The following is a 20,673-nucleotide window of genomic DNA, read 5'->3' on the forward strand; positions in this document are numbered from 1 at the left end:
CAAGGGGGGACCCGGCCTAGCCGCCGGTGCTCAGTTCAGCCAAGGTGCGCTCTGCGACGCTAGCGGGCAGCGGAATATAGCCATCCTTGAAGACGACCTCCTGACCCTGCCGCGACAATACTAACTTGAAGAACTCGCGCTCCAGAGGCGCCAGCGGCTTGTTGGGTGCTTTGTTAACGTAAACATACAGGAAGCGCGACAGCGGGTAAGCGCCGGCAACTGCGTTGGCCGGCGTTGCTTCAACAAAATCTCCACCTGGCTTTTTCGACAGTGGTATGGCTCGCACGCTGGAAGTCCTATACCCGATACCCGAATAGCCGATACCATTGATAGAGGTAGATACCGACTGCACTACCGAAGCGGACCCAGGTTGCTCGTTAACTGAGTTCTTAAAGTCCCCTTTACAGAGGCCCCGCTTCTTAAAGTAGCCGTAAGTGCCGGAGACAGAGTTACGCCCAAACAACTGAATGTCGCGACGCTCCCAACTTCCATCCAGACCCGCCAGTCCCCAGCTGGAGATATCAACATCTCCACCACATTTGCGCGTTGAAGAAAATATCGCATCAACGTCTGCAATACTCATTCCGGGAATGGGGTTGTCCTTGTGTACGTAGACTGCCAGGGCATCAATCGCGACCGGCACGGCAGTTGGCTTATAGCCAAACCGAGTTTCAAAGGCTTCGATTTCCTTGTCCTTCATGCGACGACTCATCGGACCCATATTGGAGGTCGATTCAGTCAACGCGGGCGGCGCTGTGGAAGAGCCGGCTGCTTGAATTTGGACTTTAACATTAGGGTAGGCACGCTGAAACTCTTCGGCCCACAGGGTCATCAGATTGGCTAGCGTGTCCGACCCGACACTGGAGAGGTTGCCCGAAACACCACTAGCAACCTGATAATCCTGGAGCCCGCTGTCGACACCGTTATCTGCTATTACAATACCACTGGTAACGAGGCTTACAGCCATTAAACCACTACGTAAAAAACGCGCTACTGTCATACTATCTCTCCGCTGGACTACTGTCTGAAGCCACAGTAAACGGAAGATGTTACAGTTTTATGACAAGGGTAAAATACAGGTAAATATACTGCCGACACCCTTCTTACTGGTAATTTCCAAGGTGCCGTGATGCCCTGCCAGGATGTGTTTGACGATTGCCAGACCCAAGCCGGTTCCGCCAGAAGCAACCGAGCGACTTTTGTCGACACGGTAAAAGCGTTCAGTTAAACGTGGAATATGCTCAGCCTCTATACCGGGCCCACTATCGGTGACCGACAAGCGGCCCCAATCACCCTGCTCTGACCAGCTCAACAATACATCACCTTCGCTGTACTTAAGGGCATTAATCAGCAGGTTGGAAACAGCGCTGTATAGCAAGCGATGATTACCCCGCACCCAGCGTTTGCTGCTTCTATCAATAACAATGCTTCGACCAGGCTCGGCGTTTTCAAAATGCTGCTGCACCTCGGCCATAAGCGCCCCCACATCTACAGGCGCCAGGTCCTCGCCTGGCTGAGTTGCCTCAAGCTCCGCTAACACCAGTAGTTCGCTGAGCAACGTCTCCATACGCGCCGATTGCTCGCGCATTTGTTTCAAGGGCCGCAACACCCTGTCTTCTTGACACAAGCCACTATCGATCAAGGTATGCAAATAGCCCGTAATAACTGTCAGCGGTGTCCTAAGTTCGTGTGACACATTGGCAACAAAGTCGCGCCGCATTGCCTCCAACTGGTCCAGCCGGGTTACGTCACGGGCAAACATCAGGTGACTGCCGTGCCCGAAGGGCGTGATCTCGATCTGCAGCCGCAGTTGCGCATCAGCAGGGCTGGCAATCAGCAACGGCTCCTGAAAATCGCCTGAACTAAAATAGCGTATGAAGCGCGGCAAGCGCAGCAAATTGAGTAACGCCTGACCACGATCACGCGGATAATGGAGGCCCAGCAGTTGCACTGCAGACTCATTGCTCCACTCGATACGGCCCTCGGGGTCAATCATTACCGTCCCCTCTTTGAGCGCTGAAAACGATTCACGCATGTAGCTGACAGCTGTCTGCAGACGGTAGCGCTCTTCTCGGTCGCGTCGCTGCAGGTGGTAGATGCTATCAAACACCGCGCCCCATAGACCCTTGGCCTCCGGCGGCTCGGCGTCTGGTGTCTGTAACCACTGCGTGACGCGCCACATCTGCATCATCCATGACACAACGACAAGAAGGCAGGCCAGCGCAAATCCCAGTAGTGGCTTCGAAAAGAACCAGCCGATGGCTATTCCCAGCAGCAGATAGATAACAGCGCGACGTACCTCTCCCGTCCATACGGCACGCGAGTCCACTAGAGGGCAACGCCCTGCGAGGAAAACCGATAGCCTGTACCGCGCACTGTTTGAATCAGCTGTGAGTAATCTGGCGTTCTGTTTTCCAATGCTTTGCGCAGGCGACGTATATGCACATCCACGGTACGCTCCTCCACATAGACGTTGGCACCCCAGACTTGATCAAGCAACTGACCGCGCGTATAGGCTCGCTCTGGGTGAGACATAAAAAACTGTAATAATCTAAATTCGGTAGGGCCAAGATCAATGTCGTCAGTGCCAACACTCACGCGTTTACTCTGCCCATCAAGCACCAGTTCCGCCACCTGCAAGCGCTCGGCGGCTTCGCCGCCGACGCTGCGGCGCAATAGAGATCGCACTCGGGCGATCAGTTCACGCGGCGCGAACGGCTTGGTAATGTAGTCATCCGCGCCCACGTCCAGACCTTGAATCACATTATCTTCAGCCGTCTTAGCGGTGAGCATGATCACTGGCAGCTCACGAGTGTCATCATTGCGCTTGATACGATGCAGCAACTCAATTCCATTACCACCCGGTAGCATCCAGTCCAACAGCACCAGGTCGGGACGCTGATCGACGATTATCTGATAAGCATCGCGAATGTTATCGGTCTGCAGACAGTCAAACTCTGCAATTTCCAGGGCCATGACCAACATGTCGCGAATGGCCACTTCATCTTCAACGATCAGCACGGAGCGTTCGTTCATAGTTCTCTAATCCCGCTTTGGTTAACCTACCTTATTAAAAGCGGACATTATTACCAAATTATGACAGCGCTAGCGTAAAGACTCGTTAATGTTCTCTAAAACCTTGCGCCCGGGACATAATTCTTCCGGCCCCAGCTGGTTAAGCGGTCGCTGCACAGTGTCCAATGCCTCATGTAAATCTTCAGAGTGCTCTTCCATATAAATTAAACCGGTCAGTATTTGTCCGCTCTGACGATGCTGCTCTACGATATTCATGGCCGATGCGCGGTCAAACGGATCCAGCCCCTCTGCCAGTTTGTGAAGATGGATCACGGAGCCGTCATGCATAGTGACTTCTGCAGAAGTACCAGGTTGGTAATGCGCGGTAATCTCCTGCTGCATAGGCACAAAGTCTATAGTGCCGGTGGCTTCTGAATGTTCACGCACAAATTCATAGGACTTGGTCGAGCCTACATTATTGTTAAAGGTGACACAGGGGGAAATAACATCAATCAGAGCAAAGCCTTTGTGGCTAATGCCGGCCTTGATTAATGGAACCAACTGCTCTTTGTCGCCAGAAAAGCTTCGAGCTACAAAGCCCGCACCAAGTTGCAACGCTGTGCCGCACAAATCTATCGCCGCAAACGGGTTGGGGTCACCCTTTTTGCTGGCCGAGCCAGCATCCGCGGTCGCGGAGTCCTGTCCTTTGGTTAAACCGTAGCAACCATTATTCATGACGATGTAAACCATATTCAGGTTACGTCTAATCGCATGTACAAACTGCCCCATACCAATGGACGCTGTATCACCATCACCCGATACCGCCAGGTAGGTAAGATCTCTATTGGCCATAGAGGCGCCAGTAGCGACAGACGGCATACGTCCGTGCACAGAATTAAAGCCATGAGACTTGCCCAAAAAATAGGTCGGTGTTTTAGAGGAACAGCCAATACCCGATATTTTGGCGATCTTGTGTGGTTCTATCGACAACTCATGGACCGCCTTAACAATGGCACCGCTGATAGAATCGTGACCACAACCCGCGCACAGAGTGGATATAGACCCCTCATAATCTGCCTTGGTGTATCCCAGGTCATTCACCGGCAATTCGGGGTGACGGAATTTCGGATTAATGTAACTCATGATGCTTCTCCCGACTCCAGTTTGCCAGTTTCGCGGCGTAACGGAGTGATGTTGGTACCAGGTATCTGTTGCAAAATCTGCTTACGTATATTGCGTGCGCTAATCGGAGTGCCGTCAAAGCACAGCACCGACTTAAGCTTGTCGGGCCCAAATTCGAACTCGGCCATCAAGAGGGTGCGTAACTGTGCATCACGATTTTGTTCAATCACAAAGGTACGTTCATGCTGGTCGATAAAAGCCTCTACGTCCTGGTTGAACGGAAACGAACGCACACGCATGGCATCTATATAAACTCCCTCCTCTGCCAAATAGTCCAGCGCCTCCAGAGATGAAGATTCGCTGGTGCCATAGAATATAACGCCGTAATCAGTAGGGCGGTCAGCCGGATTCATAACGGGCCCCGGCACCCAGGTCTTTGCAGTTTCCCACTTTGCCATCAAACGGTGCATATTCGCCTCATAGATCTCACCGCTTTCTGTATACACCGCGTATTCATCACGCGAGGTGCCGCGAGTAAAGAAAGCGCCTTTAGTGGGGTGTGTTCCAGGATAGGTGCGATAGCAAATGGCATCGCCATCAACATCCTTGTAGCGCCCGAAATCTTCCATATTATCGAGGTCTTCTGCAGACAGCACTTTACCGCGATCGTAAGTTCTGTCGTCATCCCAATGCAGCGGCTCAGACATATTGTCATTCATGCCCATATCCAGGTCCGTGAGAATGATGATGGGTGTCTGCAGACGCTCAGCCAGGTCAAAGCTATCGGCTGTCATATCAAATGCTTCGCGCGGAGTCGAAGGGAACAGCAGCACCTGCTTGGTATCGCCATGCGAAGCATACGCCGCAGACAGCACGTCAGACTGCTGTGTTCGCGTTGGCATCCCGGTAGAAGGCCCTGCACGCTGAACATCAATCAATACTGTGGGGATTTCTGCGAAGTAAGCCAGGCCCAGAAACTCGCTCATCAAAGATATGCCGGGGCCGCTGGTAGCTGTGAAAGAACGGGCGCCATTCCAGCTTGCACCAATGACCATACCGATGGCCGCCAGTTCATCTTCCGCCTGCACAATCGCGTAATTTTTGCGTCCGGTGCCGGGGTCTATACGCATACGCTTGGCGTACTTTTCAAACGCCTCCACCACCGAGGTAGACGGTGTGATGGGATACCAGGCTGCCATCGTAGCGCCGCCATAAATAGCCCCCAGACCGATCGCGCTATTACCATCGATCAAAATACAATCACCGACCAAGTCGCGTTTCTCAACGCGAATACCCAGCGGACACTCAATGTTTTCCCGCGCATACTGATGGCCAAGCTCCAGCGCGTGGATATTGGGCGCAACCAACTTCTCTTTGCCCTTGAACTGGTCACCCACCAGACGCGTCAGAACCGCAAAGTCGATATCCAGCAGCGCAGCCAGTGCACCCACATAAATAACGTTCTTAAACAGCTGTCTTTGTCTTGGGTCAGAATATTCGTTGTTGCAAATGCGGGTCAGCGGCAGCCCAATGATATTGACATCATTGCGGATCAGCCTCAGGTCTAGCGGTTTGGTATTGTCATAGATAAAGTAGCCACCGCTTTCAACTTCCTGAATATCCTTGGGCATACTCTGCGGATTAACGCTGAGCATGATGTCTACCCCGCCGCGACGGCCGAGATAGCCTTTTTCACTAACCCGTACTTCGTACCAGGTAGGCAGGCCCTGAATGTTAGACGGGAAAATGTTTTTGGGAGAGACTGGCAGTCCCATCCTGAACAACGCCTTGGCAAACAGATTGTTGGCACTGGCTGAACCAGTGCCGTTGACGTTGGCGAACTTTATAACAAAGTCGTTAACTGACTTGATAGTTTTCATATCACTGGCCCGCCTTGGTTACGCTGTATAGGAATTTCTGCATATCCCATGCCGTGGTAGGGCAGCGCTCGGCGCAAAGGCCGCAATGCAAACAAACGTCCTCGTCCTTTACCATGCTACGTTTGGTGGGTAGCACATCGGAAACATAAAGATCCTGTGCCAGGTTCCCCGCCGGTGCGGTCAGCTGCGTGCGCAGCACGCCTTCCTCTACGTCAGCAGCAACAAACGTAATGCAATCGGTCGGGCAAATATCGACACAGGCATCACATTCAATACAGCGGGTTTCTTCGAATACGGTCTGCACGTCGCAATTAAGACAACGTTCCGCCTCCTTGAAACCGGTTTCGCGGTCAAACCCCAACTCCACTTCAAGTTTGCGATCAGCGAGTGTTTTCTTCTTGTCAGCCTGGGGCACGACATAACGCAGATCACTCTCAATGGCGTTGTCATAACTCCATTCGTGCACGCCCATCTTCTGGCTGACCAGATTAACTCCGGGGCCGGGACGCTCACGCACATCCTCACCGCGACACATCAGATCAATAGAAATTGCTGCCTGATGGCCGTGAGCAACCGCAGTAATCACATTCTCAGGACCAAACGCTGAGTCACCGCCAAAAAAGACACGCTCGTTAGTCGATTGGAAAGTGGTCTCATCCACCACCGGCATATCCCACTTACCAAACTCAAGTCCAATATCACGCTCAATCCAGGGGAAGGTGTTTTCCTGCCCGATGGCCATCAGCACAATGTCAGCCTCCATCAGAACCGGGTCATCGCCAGTAGGCACCAGACTGCGGCTGCCATCTTCGGCATAGACCGCCTCTACTTTTTCAAACCGAACCCCTTTGAACTCACCATTTTCAACGACAAATTCCTTGGGTACGTGATTGTCGTAAATAGGAATATCTTCATGCATCGCATCTTCTTTTTCCCAAGGCGATGCTTTCATGTTGGCAAACGGGCTACGTACGACGACGCGCACATCTTCGCCACCCAGACGCCGCGAGGTTCTACAACAATCCATTGCCGTATTACCGCCACCCATCACAATCACGCGCTTGGCAATTTTTTCAACGTGCTCGAATGCCACACTCGACAGCCAGTCAATCCCTATATGAATACTGGCATCCGCCTCTGCTCGTCCTGGCAGCTCCAGATCCTTGCCGCGGGGCGCGCCAGTGCCAACAAACACGGCGTCATAGCCTTTATCCAGAATCTCTTTGAGGCTGCCAACGTAATGATTAAACGTCGTTACCGCGCCCATATCGAGAATATAATTAACTTCCTGATCAAGCACTTCGATAGGCAAGCGGAAGGACGGAATCTGGCTGCGCATCATGCCGCCACCGGCAATCTGGTTATCGTAAATATCTATGCTATACCCGAGTGGCAGCAAGTCTCTGGCTACCGTCAACGAAGCCGGTCCTGCACCGATCAGTGCGATACGCTTGCCATTTTTCTGTGTGGGTATCTCCGGCATGCGCGCAGCGATAACCGCATCGTCCTTGTTGTCTGCTGCAACTCGTTTGAGGCGACAAATCGCTACTGGTTCCTCTTCTACCCTGCCGCGCCTGCAGGCGGGCTCACAGGGACGGTCACAGGTGCGGCCGAGCACTCCGGGGAATACGTTTGACTCCCAGTTGATCATATAGGCATCGTCGTAACGCTCTGCCGCTATCATACGGATATACTCTGGCACCGGCGTATGAGCCGGACACGCGTACTGACAATCCACTACCTTGTGGAAGTATTCTGGATCTTTTATGTTTGTTAACTTCACCGCTTCTACCCTGACCTTTTTTTGTTAGCTAATTATGTCGTGTGTAGTTGTGCCAGTGCCCACAATGGACAGTGGCCATGGATTGTTTCACATTCTGCGGAAAGATACAGTGCATTTGCCACAGAAACGTAAATATTCCAATGACTTACACAGCTGTTAAGAATATTGGCTTGGCACCCAACCGTCCTCACAGAGCGGTCTAAAGACCGAAGAACCAGCCACCCTTATCGAGGCTCTTTTCGCAGCTGTTTAATTGGCGGGTATACTTGGCGGACTGGCGCGATACTTTCTTGGCCACATCCTTGAGCCACTGCTTATTTTTAAAGGTGCGACGATTAAAACCTCCATGCCCTTCGTGATAAGCAAGGTATAGATGATAGGGGTCATCTTTGCTGATGCCGCTGCGTTTAAAGGACTGGTGGTTATACCAGCCTATAAAATCGATTGAATCGCCGAAGTCATCACGATCAGCACCGTAATTACCGGCGTCGCGACTATAGGTTTCCCAGGTTTCTTTCAATGCCTGGGTGTAGCCATAGGAAGAGGAAGGTCTGGGGCCTGGTATAACCCAGAGAATCTTTTTGCGAGGCGGCTTGGCTTTGGCTTTGAAACGGCTTTCCTGGTGCATGATGGCCATCATCACCGGGACCGGACTACCCCACTTCTTCTGCGACTTATGGGCATCCTTATACCAGCCGCTTTTCTCCTTGAACATTGAGCAAACATCGTTGACGTCTGAGGGCGGCGAAGTCGTGCAGCCCGATATGGCTAGTAGCAAAAAAATCAATACGATACAGCGCATTATTAGTCCTTGAAGTCACGCTCGAGAAGCGTCTGTAATGCCGTTTCATCAATAACAGTTACGCCCAATTTTTCAGCTTTAGTGAGCTTGGATCCAGCGCCTGGCCCGGCAACCAGACAGGAGGTTTTGGCCGATACGCTAGCCGCAACCTTGGCTCCGTAACCCTGTAGCAGTGCTTTTGCCTGATCCCGGGTCATCGTCTCCAGAGTCCCAGTTACTACCCAGGTCTCGCCTGCCAGCGGCTGATCAGCCGCCGGAGTCTGAACCAAATCTGGCCAACTGACACCCGCTTCGCGCAGCGCCTTCACGACCGTCAGATTTTCCACTGTATCAAAAAACTGCCGCAGGTAATCGGCTACCACTGGCCCCACATCCGGTACCTGCAGCAAACGTTCTTCAGTGGCGCCCTGCAGCGCCTCCCAACTGCCAAAGTGTTGCGCCAGGGACAGCGCAGTCGCCTCCCCCACTTCTCGAATGCCCAGTGCGTAAACAAACCGCGCCAAACTCGTTTCGCGACTGGCCGCAATGGCTGTCACCAGATTGGCGGCTGAACGCGGCCCCATGCGCTCCAGCTCGCTGAGGTCCGCCACCGAGAGCTGATACAGATCGGCAACCGAGCTTACCAGCCCCGCATCAACCAGTTGCTCAACCAACTTATCCCCAAGCCCTTCGATGTCCAGTGCGCGGCGCGAAGCGTAATGTTTGATGGCCTCCTTTTGCTGAGCCGCACAAACCAGACCACCACCGCAGCGGATAACTGCTTCCCCTTCGGCCTGCACCAGTGCTGAGTCACACACAGGGCAACGCTCTGGGAACGTAATGGCGCGACTGCCAGCGGCACGTCGTTCCAGATTCACCGAAACCACCTGCGGGATAACATCGCCAGCGCGTCGGACCAGAACTTCGTCGCCGATTTCCAGCCCCAGTCGTTCAATTTCGTCGCGGTTATGCAGGGTAGCGTTGCTGACGGTCACACCACCGACGAACACCGGTTCGAGTCTCGCCACTGGAGTGATCGCGCCAGTTCTGCCGACCTGAAACTCAACATCCAACAAACGCGTGGACTGCTCCTGTGCCGGAAACTTACGCGCAATAGCCCAACGCGGTGCGCGCGAAACGAAACCTAGTGTTTGTTGCAGTGCTATAGCGTTGACCTTGAAGACAATGCCATCTATGTCGTAGGGCAGCTCGTCGCGACGCACAGCCAGCTGACGATAATATTCCAGACACCCCTCAATTGATGTGACTATCGCGGACTCAGCATTGATACGCAGCCCCCATTCATTCAGACAATCGAGAATGGCAGAGTGCCGTTCGGGTAGCTGACCGCGGTCAACGCGCCCGACACTGTAACAACACATTTGCAGCGGGCGCTGCGCCGTAATTCTGGAATCAAGCTGGCGCAGACTGCCCGCAGCAGCATTGCGTGGATTAACAAAGACTTTATCGCCAGACTCACGTGCTCGCTCATTCAGCGACGCAAACCCCGCTCGCGGCATATAAATCTCGCCGCGCACTTCCAACACTTCTGGATATCCTGAACCCAGTAAAGTCAGCGGCACCGAATCAATGGTGCGTACGTTGTGGGTTATATCCTCACCAGTACTGCCGTCACCGCGCGTAGCACCACGAATAAGAGAGCCATTTTCATAGAGCAAACTAACGGCAATGCCGTCCAATTTCGGCTCACAGGCGTATTCAATGGCTGAATCGCTGCCGATACGCTCTTTCAAGCGACGGTCGAAAGCCAGCAATTCCTCATCATCAAAGGCGTTGTCCAGCGACAACATAGGCACGTCATGCCGCACTTGGCCAAACTGTTGCAGCGGGGCCGATCCAACCCGCTGGGTTGGCGAGTCTGAGCTTATCAGCGCCGGATACTGTTGCTCAAGTGCCTGCAGGCGCCGCAATAGGGCGTCATATTCCGCATCAGAAACCACTGGCTCATCGAGGACGTGATAACGATAGTTGTGCTGGTTGATCTGCGCTCGCAGCTCAGCTGACTCTGACTCGGGGCTGCTCACTAACGCCCATCTTTGGTCAGGAGACGACGTTCCAGGTCACGAATCAGTTGTCGGTTATGTTCAAGCGTTTGCCGCGTCATAACGCTGCGCGAGTCGTCGAGCAGATCGCCGCCGAGGTGCTTGGCGACACTCTCTGCAGTTTCACGCATTTGTTCATACGCTTGCATCATATTGCCGGGGCCCGGTAAGGGCAGAAAAAATGTCAGACCAGGTGTGGTAAAACCGCTCATGGCGTCAATGTCAAACACGCCTGGCTGCAGCATATTCGCGACGCTAAACTGAATGCGGCCGCGACCGGCTGCCTGTTCATGCCGATGAAAGAAGTTCATTTCCCCAAAGCGGAGGTCGCAGGCCAGTAACACCTGTAGAATATCATCGCCGCCAAAGCCGTCATCATCGCGCGCCACGACATGCATTAGAATAACTTCTTCCGCTGCAGGGGGCTCTGGCTCTGCCGGGTCCCGGGCACTCATCCCCTGCAGCAGATCAAGATTGTCGCCGGAGTCGCGTCCGCTAACATCTGCAAAGTCATCATCGCTGGCACCACCAGCGCGCTCCAGGATGCGGGCGCCGCCATTAGGCAGCTCACGCATTACTGGCGCATCGGGGTCAGCGCCTTCCTCGGGAACCTTGGCCAGCGACATACGTACCCTCGATGGGCTCTTCCGCATGCGCCGATAGCCATCCAGCAACACCGCCAGTATTAGCAGCGCACCCACTATCACCATCCAATCGCGAACGTTAATGTCCATTAAACAGCAGCCAGCTCAGCGGCCTCTTCGACATCTACGCTAACCAGTCGCGACACGCCTGGTTCCTGCATAGTTACACCGAGGAGGTGGTCCGCCATTTCCATCGTAATTTTGTTATGAGTAATAAAAATAAACTGCACTTGGTCTGACATCTCCTTAACCATACGCGCATACCGCGCCGTGTTGGCGTCATCCAGCGGCGCATCGACCTCATCCAGCATACAGAATGGAGCGGGGTTCAATCGGAATATTGAAAACACCAGGGCAATCGCTGTCAATGCTTTTTCACCGCCCGAAAGCAGATGAATAGTACTGTTTTTCTTTCCCGGTGGACGCGCCATGATGGTTATGCCGGTATCCAGAAGATCATCTCCGGTCATTTCCAGATAAGCCGAGCCCCCGCCAAAGACCTTTGGAAACAGTTCTTGCAGACTGCTGTTAACTGTCTCAAACGTTTCTCGAAAGCGATTACGGGTTTCTTTATCAATCTTGCGGATTGCCGACTCCAGCGTTTCCAGGGCACTTTCCAGATCCTGATTCTGGGCGTCCAGATAATTCTTGCGCTCAGACTGTTGACTGTACTCATCTATAGCAGCCAGATTAATCGGCCCTAAACGCGCAATACGCGCGGCAACTTTGTCCAGCCGCATCTGCCATTCCACTTCAGCCGCTTCTTCTGGCAGCTCCCGCAGCACCGACTCCAGGTCCTGCTCGGCATCCTTCAGCAGTTGCTGCACATTCTCTCGTTTCACATCCAGTGTCTGCTGCTGCAGGCGCAACTGTTCCAATTCCTGGCGCACTGACTGTGCCCGCTGCTCAATCGCGCCGCGCTCGGTCTCGGCCTCGCGCATTTGGTGGTCGATTGCTGACAAGGCCTGACGGGCGCCGCCAAGCTCAGACTCTACCAACAGCCGCTGCTCCAGCAGTTCTTCCAGCTCGGCGCGCAGGTCATCCAGTGGCTGATCATTGCTAGCCAGGCTTTCCTGCAGGGCCTGTTTACGCTCCAGTAGCTGCTCTACCTGAGCCGAGGTGCGGGCAATCGACTGCTCCATCGATTGCAGCTGCGTTTGTAACGACTGGTGGCGCATAGCCAACTGATGTGCATTATCTTTGTCATGGCGAGCGTTCTGCCGCGCGCTATCCAGGTTTTGACGCGAGCTATCTCGACGCGACAGTAGTTGCTCGCGCCGCTGAGAGTCAGATTCCATCGACTCAATGGCCGCCGCCAGCAACTGCCGCGCTTCTGCAATACTGTCCTGCTCACTACGGAACTGGGTGCGCAAATCGTCGATTTCGGTCTCTATGCCATCGCGACGTTTGTTGATCTGCTCAATCTTGGCCTGCTCGGCGCTCAGTCGCGCGCTGATATCCGCGTGCTGACGCGTTTCAACCTGCAACTGATTCAGAGACTGCTGACGTTGTGCTTCCAATTCTTTCAAGTGACTAGCCAGCTGCTCCTGCTCCGCCTCCAGCTGGGCGCACTGAGTTGCCGCTGCCTGCATACCGGCATGCAATTCCTCCAGCGCTTGCTGGCGCTCGATAACACCCACTTCTTCGTCGGCCAGTCGATTAACCCGCAGCCAGTTGGTGCCCAGCCACACCCCTTCCGGGGTTATAACGCTTTGATGCGCTGCCAGACTGGCGCGCAACACCAGGGCATCGGCCAGATTCTCTGCGGTGCAAACACTACCCAGTAAACCGCTGAGTTCCTGACCACCTTGGACCTGGTCCAGCAATGAGTCGGCTACCCCGGCTTCCCCGCCGCGGCCGCGGTCCAGTAACAGCAAATTGCCCTCGGGCAATTCAGCGAGTGCCGCTTGCAGCGGATCTATATCGTCGACGCATATGGCCTGCAGGTAATCACCCAGGACTGTTTCTACCGCACGCTGCCACCGCGGTTCAACTTGCAGCTGCTCCAGCAGCCGCGGGTTCTGATCCAACTGTTGTCCCTGCAACCAACCTTCAACACCAGCACCTTGAGTCACGGAGGCCTGCTGCAACGCCTCCAGCGATGCGTGGCGCCCGCGCATAGTCTGTAAATTGCCTCGCGACTGATCCAGCTCACTGGCCACCGCGCTGCGGCGATCACGAGTTGCATTGACCTGCTCCAGCAGCTGTTCACTGCGCTGCTGATGTTCCGCTATCACCAGCTCCTGTTCAGCAAGCTGCTCGCCCAGCATATCGGATTCATTGTCCGCAGGACCGGCAGCCAGCGATTTCTGTTCCTGCTCTAGCGTACCAATGCGATTTTGCAGCCGCTGCAGCGCCTGCTCCAAATGTTGGATACGTGATTGCTGAACTTCTGCCTGCTGCCGGGGTTCAGCTGCCACTTGGTTGAATTCATCCCACTCCTGCTGCCATGTGGCCATCTCAGACTCAGCCTCCAGCAGCGCCGCCGCTGACAATTCCTCCGCCTGTTGCAGTAGTTCCAGCTCGGGCAGCACCCCGGTAATTTCCTCTTGCCACATCGCCTGACGCTCACTGTCGTCCGCCAGATGCCGGCCCGCTTCAGTGAAACTGGCATCTGTCTGTGCGAGGTCTTCCGCCAGCTGACTGCCACGTTCCTGCTGATGCTTCAGGGTTTGCTCGTTGCGCGCAATTTCCGAGCCCAGACCATAAAATCGTGCCTGCACTTCGTTAAACTGGTCGGTGGCGTCAGTGTGACCTACCCGGTACTCTTCGATTCGCGCATCCACCTGCCGCTGGTCGGCAATCACGCTTTCGAGCTTGATATCACGCTCACCAATTTCGTGCTTGGCCTGGCTCAACCCGGTATCCAGAGTACGCCACTGCAGTGCGTGTAACTGAGCACTGAGCAACCGTTCCTCGGCTTTATAATCGGCGTATTTTTCAGCGGACTGGGCCTGTCGTTGGAGGTGCTGCAGCTGACGCTCAAGTTCCTCGCGAAGGTCAGTTAGACGTTCAAGGTTTTCATGGGTACGCCGCATGCGGCTTTCAGTTTCCTTGCGCCGCTCCTTATATTTGGAGATACCAGCGGCTTCTTCGATAAAGACGCGCAAATCCTCCGGGCGCGACTCAATGAGTCGCGAAATCATGCCCTGCTCAATAATGGCGTAGCTACGTGGGCCCAGCCCGGTGCCCAGGAAGATATCAGTGATATCGCGACGCCTGCACTTGGAGCCATTGAGGAAATATTCTGATTGACCTTCGCGAGTCACCTGCCGCTTGATTGAAATTTCGCTATAGCTGGCGTACTCGCCGCCGACTTTGCCATCCTGATTGTCAAACACCAGCTCAATGTGAGCCTGCCCCACCGGTTGGCGGTTGACCGAGCCGTTAAATATAACGTCGGTCATTGATTCACCGCGCAGATTCTTGGCTGAGCTCTCGCCCATAACCCAACGCACGGCGTCGATCACGTTCGATTTACCGCAGCCGTTGGGCCCCACAACGGCGCACATGTTGCTGGGCAACTGCACGTGGGTGGGGTCCACAAAGGACTTGAAGCCTGCCAGCTTTATCGACTTTAATCTCATGCGACGTTAAATGATCTCTCTATGTAATTGATTTTATTATATTATTTAATTTTAAGACGCTTACTTTAAACGGCAGCGACAGTAACCCAAACACTATATGTAGTGGCGTAGTTTAACGCGAGCACACTAGTCATGGCAGTGGCAAAAGCGGTTTTTTTTAGATTTTTTTCGGTTGCAACGTTAGCTGCATAGACTCCGGCTCGCTCGCAGGTACCAAGGGCCCTACTTCGCCCTGAAACGTAGCGTTAGCTTCGCCGGGCTGACCGTTAGGTGAGATGCGGGCAATGACCGTCACCTGTTCGAGGGTAGAAATACGCTGACCGGCCATTGCCGCTGCATCATCAAGCACCACCGTACGCGGCAGTTCAGAGGCCCGAAATCGCTGCACCGCCACTGGCATTCGCGCACCTGAAACCGCATCGCGCGCAAAGACAAACACCGTATCCGATGGCCCCGGAGTCGCACCGGCCGGCAGCTCGACGGTCACACTCACTGACCCTGCGGCCACCATACTGGTATCCGCTGCGGCTGTTAAAACAGCAGCTGAACCCGTCGCTGCGACCGGCGCCGTTCCACCCGCAGCCAGCGCTTGTCGCGCACGGGCAATCACACCATTAATCATTTGCACCGAATCTGACTGCGGATCCTCCATGGCCACCAGACGTTCCCAATAGCCTATAGCCTCCTGATAGCGTTGCTCCTCAAAAGCCACCATGCCAAGCAGCCCCAGCGCGGTAGACTGATGAGGGTTTATCGCCAGCGCCTGTTCCGCCAAAACTTTTCCCTCAGCATCCAGTCGTCGCCCTGCCGCGAGAAAACTCGCCTGCGCCGCCATGGCTAGCGCGATGGCATCCTGCGGTGACTGACTGGCCAGGCCCGTGTAAACCGTCTGCGCACGACCATACTGACCGCTATTAATATAGAAACGTCCCAGCATCGCCTGATAATGCAGGTTATCAGGACGCTGCAAGGCGCGCGCTTCTACCAACGCCATCACCCCCGCATAATCGGCATCAGTGCTATCAGCGCCCAGACCCTGGAGTGCTCGAGTCACTTCAACATCACCCATCGCACCCAGCTGCCAGTAAAGTGCAGCTGCCAGCGCTACTACAGGCACCAACAACCAGATCGGGTTCAATGACTTGGCCGCGATCACAGCCTGGCCATCGCCGTCGATACCGTCTTCCAACAGCCTTAACTGGGCGTCTTCGCGCAACACACTGGCCTGCTCATCTTCCGCCAACTCGCCGCTACGAATTGAATACCAGTCCAGATTAGAGGACTCCGCTGAGTGCAGCTCGCGGCTCCGGGCGAACCAGTTCGGGCGCAGTAAAAAGGCCGCAGCCAATACCACTAACAGCCCCACTCCAAACCACCAAATACTCATGACTCGCGCTCCTGCAATAACTTGGCCAAGCGCTCACGTTCGACATCCTGCAACCCGGAATTCCCAGCGGCGCGGCGACTGCGCCTGACAGTACTCCACAGAGTCAGTCCCGCCAGTGCCAATAGCAGCACAGGAGACAGCCATAGCACCGCTGTGGTAGGACTGAAACGTGGTCGATAGAGCACAAATTCGCCGTAGCGTTGCACCATATAATCGACAATTTCCTCATTGCTCTTACCTGACTGCAACTGTTCATTAAGTTGCGCACGCAGATCCTGCGCAATAGGCGCGTTGGAATCCGCAATATTCTGATTCTGGCACTTCGGACAGCGTAGTTCGTTACTCAGGACCCGATAGCGCTCACGCATCGCCGGATCACTGAACTCATAGGTTTCAATAACTGCCTGAGCCGCCTGGACCCAAAGCACAAAAACGACCAGTGCAGACCAACGCAACATCAATTTTCTCTCCAACCCAGTTGTAACAGCAATGGCTGCAGTGTCTGAGTCCAGACCTGCTCATTGACGACACCAACATGGCGATAGCGAATGACACCTTGCGCATCTAATACATAGGTTTCCGGGGCGCCGTAGACACCCAGGTCCAGCCCCAGCGTGCCATCGACATCGGCAATATTGAGCCGGTAGGGGTTACCCAACTGTCCCAGCCATGCCAGTGCGTCTTCGCCACGGTCTTTGTAATTGAGCCCAAACAGAGGCACGCCCAGATCGGCAATGCGCTGCAAATAGGGATGTTCGACGCGACAACTGGGGCACCAGCTAGCCCACACATTGAGCAACGCAGGAGCGCCCAGCAGCGCCTCGCGTGACAGGCTTTCATCAGTGCCCAGTGCCGTCAGAGAAAACTGCGGAAAAGCCTGATCCACCATGGCCGAAGGCAGCGCCTGGGGGTCGAGTTGTAATCCGCGCCCCAACAGCAATCCCAGTGCCACAAACATCAACAGCGGTATGAATAGCCTAAGTCGTTGCATGAGTGCCGGTCACCGCTGCCGCAGCGTTATCAGTGCCAGTATCTGTATCAGCATTAGTCGCTTTCACCTTGCCTGCCCGATAACGGCGGTCAGCCAGGGTTACGAAGCTACCCAGCGCCATAAGAATAGGCCCCAACCAGATCCAGCGCAGAAACGGCTTGTACTGCAAACGCACCGACCAGGCTCCGTCACCTATCGGCTCGCCCAGCGCCACAAAGAGATCACGCCATAGCCCACCGCTAATCGCTGCCTCTGTCATCACCTGCCCGGAAGCCATATAGCGGCGCTTCTGTGCCGCTAGACGCGCAACCAGTTTGTCCTCAAGAGTTATCGCAAATACGCCCTCATCGGCCGTGTAGTTGGGACCAGATACGCGCTCCAGACTCTCGAACCTGAACACATGACCGGCCACTTCCTGACTCTCGCCTGGAGACATCTTCAAATCCATCTCCACCGCATATTGGCTGGTCAGCACGACTCCGATGACCGCAACCGCGAAGCCCAAATGAGCCAGCTGCATACCGTAATAACTGGGGGTGAGTCGCTTCAAACCTGCAACCAGGCTACTGGCGTTGCGTACCTTCGTTTGTAAATCACGCAACATCGCCAGCATCAAATAAATTGCCAGCACCAAAGCCAGCGCCACCCAGATGTTATAGCTCTGATTCGATATCAGCGGCAGCAAAGCGCCCACCACCACCGCCACTAAGGCCGGCACTAATAGTTCTCGCAGCCAGCGGGCGCTCGAGTCCTGCTTCCAGCGTGCCGTAGGACCGATACCCATAAACGGAAGCAACACCGCCATCAACGGCACGAATACCGCGTTGAAATAAGGTGGCCCGACAGAATATTTGCCCAGCCCTAGAGCATCGGTCAACAGTGGAAACAGCGTGCCAAATAACACCGTGAGAGTCGCCACCAGAAAAAACACGTTATTGATCAGTAGCAGACACTCGCGCGACATCCAGCCGAAGCTGATGCGGCTTTGCACTGCAGGTGCACGGAAGGCATACAACGTCAGTGAGCCACCCACCACCAGACACAGAAAGATAAGGATGAAAACACCCCGCTCAGGGTCTGTGGCAAACGCGTGCACTGAGGTCAATACTCCGGATCGAACCAGAAACGTCCCCAACAGGCTCAGCGAAAAAGTGAAAATGGCCAGCAGTACGGTCCAACTTTTGAACAGCCCCCGTTTCTCGGTTACCGCCAGGCTATGTACCAGCGCAGTGCCTGCCAACCAGGGCATGAAAGATGCGTTTTCGACCGGATCCCAAAACCACCAACCGCCCCAGCCAAGCTCATAATAGGCCCACCAGCTGCCCAACATGATGCCGAGGCTAAGAAAGCCCCACGCCACGTTAGTCCAGGGTCGTGACCAGCGTGCCCAGGAGGCATCCAATCGCCCTCCCAACAGCGCTGCGATAGCAAACGCAAAGGCCACTGAGAATCCAACGTAGCCCATGTACAGCAGCGGCGGATGTATTACCAGGCCGGGATCCTGCAACAGCGGATTAAGATCTGCCCCGTCTGCTGGAATCGATGGCAGCAGGCGCGCAAAAGGATTAGAAGTGAGTAGCGAAAACAGCAGGAATCCGACAGCGATAAGACCCATTACCGATAGCACTCGGGCCAGCATCTGCAACGGCAGTGCCCTGCTGAACAGCGCCACAGCAGCCGTCCAGCCCGACAGAATAAGAGACCATAGGAGCAGAGAGCCCTCATGATTACCCCAGACAGCAGCAAACTTGTACGCCGTCGGCATCAGCGAATTGGAATGTGAAGCCACCAGTGCCACGGAAAAATCGTCCTGCAGAAACGACGTGGCCAGGCAGGCAAAACTGATCGCTGTGAACACCAACATACCTACGGCCAGTGAGGGCGCCAGCTCCATGGCCTGCCGCTGTTGCCGAAAACTGCCCAGCAAAGGCACAGTGCCCAATAACAGCGCTAAGCAGAGTGCCAGTATCAACGCAAAATGTCCCAGCTCCGGAATCATGATTCTGCCTCCTGATATTCCTTCATCGCCTCTATGACCTCCGGTGGCATATAGTTTTCATCGTGCTTGGCCAACACTTCGGTTGCCTGCAAGACACCGCTCTCGTCCAGTTTGCCCGCAGCGACCACGCCCTGACCCTCACCGAACAAATCCGGCAAAATACCTTCATAAACAACACCGACGGTTGCGCGGTTATCGGTTACCTCAAACTCAACCCGCAAACTGTCGGTGCTGCGTTTCAAGCTACCATCCACAACCATGCCGCCGAGGCGGATATTTTGCCCAATAGGCGCTTTACCGGCGACGATTTCAGAGGGTGGGAAGAACAGATTGATATTACCTCGAAGTCCGTAGGTCACCAGACCCGCCGCCACGGAGGAAAATACGACGATGAAACAGACTATCAGCAGACGCTGCTTACGAACCGGATGCACTACTCTTCTCCCTCTGCGTTGGATTGGCTGGCGCGCTGTTGACGCGCCAGCTCACTGCGCAATAACGCCAGCTGCTGACGTTGCAGGCGCCGACTGCGCAATACAGGCCCCAGCAAAAGCACGGTCACGGCTACCAAGGAAACACCATAGACGCTCCAGACGTAAGCGCCGTGCCCCGCCATATTCAAGGCTTCTGCTACCGTATCAAACTGCATTCGCTGACCCCTGCCCCGCCTTGGCGAGCACTAACTTGCGAACCCAGTTGGTGGAACTCTCACGTCGCAATATTTCACTGCGCATGTACAGCAGCAGGCTGCTGGCAAACAAGCAATAAAATGCCACAATCATTAACAACAGTGGCCGCAGCATCGACCCATCCATGGTCGAATCTTCAGTAAATTTGATACTGGCCGGCTGATGCAGGCTGTACCACCAGTCGACCGACTTATAAATGATCGGTATGTTCACCGTACCTACCAGACTGAGGACCGCACAGGCTTTACCCGCTAGTTCTTCGTTATCGAAGGCCTCGTAGAGCGCAATAATGCCAACATAGAGAAAGAACAGTACCAGCATGGACGTCACGCGCGCGTCCCAAACCCACCAGGTTCCCCAGGTCGGCTTACCCCAGACCGCGCCCGACAATAACCCCAGAAAGGTCAGCATCGCGCCTATTGGCGCACAGCTGCGCAGCGCGATGTCTGCCATCTTCATGCGCCAGATCAGACTGACTGCGCCTGCCGTTGCCATCACATAGTAGCCTGCCAACGCCACTACTGACGCCGGCACATGCACAAACATGATGCGATAACTATTACCCTGCCTGAAATCTGGCGGCGCATAAAGCAAGCCCCAGACGGCGCCCACTGCCAACAATATCACGGTTATAGGTACCAGCCAGCGCAGAATGCTGCCCGCAATACTGTAGAGCCAGGGCGGCGATCCAAACTTATGAAACCAAGTCCACATTAGCAGTAATGTCAATAA

Annotated in this window: 17 protein-coding genes; all 17 read right to left on the reverse strand. The window is 54.6% G+C overall.

What is annotated here, in order from left to right; genetic code table 11:
* Positions 1-16: 16 nt before the first annotated feature.
* The 17 genes from EYC98_RS11535 to EYC98_RS11615 all read right to left on the reverse strand — a co-directional run bounded on the left by EYC98_RS11535 (position 17) and on the right by EYC98_RS11615 (position 20,655).
* Entirely contained in the window at positions 17-1,000 is a 984-nt protein-coding gene (locus EYC98_RS11535) for a PstS family phosphate ABC transporter substrate-binding protein (protein WP_279245491.1), read from the reverse strand.
* A 57-nt stretch (positions 1,001-1,057) separates the two neighbouring features.
* The gene (gene phoR, locus EYC98_RS11540; protein WP_279245492.1) at positions 1,058-2,329 is read right to left on the reverse strand and encodes a phosphate regulon sensor histidine kinase PhoR; all 1,272 of its coding nucleotides are present in this window, start codon (positions 2,327-2,329) and stop codon (positions 1,058-1,060) included.
* Positions 2,329-3,036, reverse strand: a complete 708-nt coding sequence (gene phoB, locus EYC98_RS11545) for a phosphate regulon transcriptional regulator PhoB (RefSeq protein WP_279245493.1) — start codon at positions 3,034-3,036, stop codon at positions 2,329-2,331. Before phoB ends, phoR begins: the two co-directional genes overlap by 1 nt.
* A gap of 69 nt (positions 3,037-3,105) precedes the next feature.
* Positions 3,106-4,158 (reverse strand): 2-oxoacid:ferredoxin oxidoreductase subunit beta, encoded by a 1,053-nt coding sequence (locus EYC98_RS11550; RefSeq protein ID WP_279245494.1) that lies wholly within the window; start codon positions 4,156-4,158, stop codon positions 3,106-3,108.
* Complete coding sequence (locus EYC98_RS11555) at positions 4,155-6,017, reverse strand: 2-oxoacid:acceptor oxidoreductase subunit alpha (RefSeq protein ID WP_279245495.1); 1,863 nt, start codon at positions 6,015-6,017, stop codon at positions 4,155-4,157. Before EYC98_RS11555 ends, EYC98_RS11550 begins: the two co-directional genes overlap by 4 nt.
* Position 6,018: 1 nt before the next feature.
* Positions 6,019-7,800 (reverse strand): FAD-dependent oxidoreductase, encoded by a 1,782-nt coding sequence (locus EYC98_RS11560; protein ID WP_279245496.1) that lies wholly within the window; start codon positions 7,798-7,800, stop codon positions 6,019-6,021.
* 199 nt (positions 7,801-7,999) lie between these two features.
* Positions 8,000-8,602, reverse strand: a complete 603-nt coding sequence (locus EYC98_RS11565) for a transglycosylase SLT domain-containing protein (protein WP_279245497.1) — start codon at positions 8,600-8,602, stop codon at positions 8,000-8,002.
* 2 nt (positions 8,603-8,604) lie between these two features.
* A complete protein-coding gene (gene ligA / locus EYC98_RS11570) occupies positions 8,605-10,626 on the reverse strand; it encodes an NAD-dependent DNA ligase LigA (protein ID WP_279245498.1) in 2,022 nt (673 codons plus the stop codon).
* Positions 10,626-11,378 carry a cell division protein ZipA gene (zipA, locus tag EYC98_RS11575; RefSeq protein WP_279245499.1) on the reverse strand — a complete coding sequence of 251 codons (753 nt, stop codon included), beginning with the start codon at positions 11,376-11,378 and terminating at the stop codon, positions 10,626-10,628. The genes ligA and zipA overlap by 1 nt, the downstream gene beginning before the upstream one ends.
* The gene (gene smc / locus EYC98_RS11580) at positions 11,378-14,875 is read right to left on the reverse strand and encodes a chromosome segregation protein SMC (RefSeq protein ID WP_279245500.1); all 3,498 of its coding nucleotides are present in this window, start codon (positions 14,873-14,875) and stop codon (positions 11,378-11,380) included. Before smc ends, zipA begins: the two co-directional genes overlap by 1 nt.
* Positions 14,876-15,032: 157 nt before the next feature.
* On the reverse strand, positions 15,033-16,262 hold the full coding sequence (gene ccmI, locus EYC98_RS11585) for a c-type cytochrome biogenesis protein CcmI (protein WP_279245501.1): 1,230 nt from the start codon (positions 16,260-16,262) through the stop codon (positions 15,033-15,035).
* Positions 16,259-16,720, reverse strand: a complete 462-nt coding sequence (locus tag EYC98_RS11590) for a cytochrome c-type biogenesis protein (RefSeq protein WP_279245502.1) — start codon at positions 16,718-16,720, stop codon at positions 16,259-16,261. Before EYC98_RS11590 ends, ccmI begins: the two co-directional genes overlap by 4 nt.
* A complete protein-coding gene (locus EYC98_RS11595) occupies positions 16,720-17,253 on the reverse strand; it encodes a DsbE family thiol:disulfide interchange protein (RefSeq protein WP_279245503.1) in 534 nt (177 codons plus the stop codon). Before EYC98_RS11595 ends, EYC98_RS11590 begins: the two co-directional genes overlap by 1 nt.
* Entirely contained in the window at positions 17,240-19,252 is a 2,013-nt protein-coding gene (locus EYC98_RS11600; protein ID WP_279245504.1) for a heme lyase CcmF/NrfE family subunit, read from the reverse strand. Before EYC98_RS11600 ends, EYC98_RS11595 begins: the two co-directional genes overlap by 14 nt.
* Positions 19,249-19,686 (reverse strand): cytochrome c maturation protein CcmE, encoded by a 438-nt coding sequence (gene ccmE, locus EYC98_RS11605; RefSeq protein ID WP_279245505.1) that lies wholly within the window; start codon positions 19,684-19,686, stop codon positions 19,249-19,251. The genes EYC98_RS11600 and ccmE overlap by 4 nt, the downstream gene beginning before the upstream one ends.
* Positions 19,686-19,901: a heme exporter protein CcmD gene (gene ccmD / locus EYC98_RS11610; protein ID WP_279245506.1), complete on the reverse strand. Its 216-nt coding sequence runs from the start codon at positions 19,899-19,901 to the stop codon at positions 19,686-19,688. The genes ccmE and ccmD overlap by 1 nt, the downstream gene beginning before the upstream one ends.
* Positions 19,891-20,655 (reverse strand): heme ABC transporter permease, encoded by a 765-nt coding sequence (locus tag EYC98_RS11615; RefSeq protein ID WP_338140838.1) that lies wholly within the window; start codon positions 20,653-20,655, stop codon positions 19,891-19,893. Before EYC98_RS11615 ends, ccmD begins: the two co-directional genes overlap by 11 nt.
* Between the last annotated feature and the right edge of the window lie 18 nt (positions 20,656-20,673).

It is taken from the genome of Candidatus Litorirhabdus singularis, assembly GCF_026262625.1.
Classification (GTDB): Bacteria; Pseudomonadota; Gammaproteobacteria; order Pseudomonadales; family Halieaceae; genus Litorirhabdus; species Litorirhabdus singularis.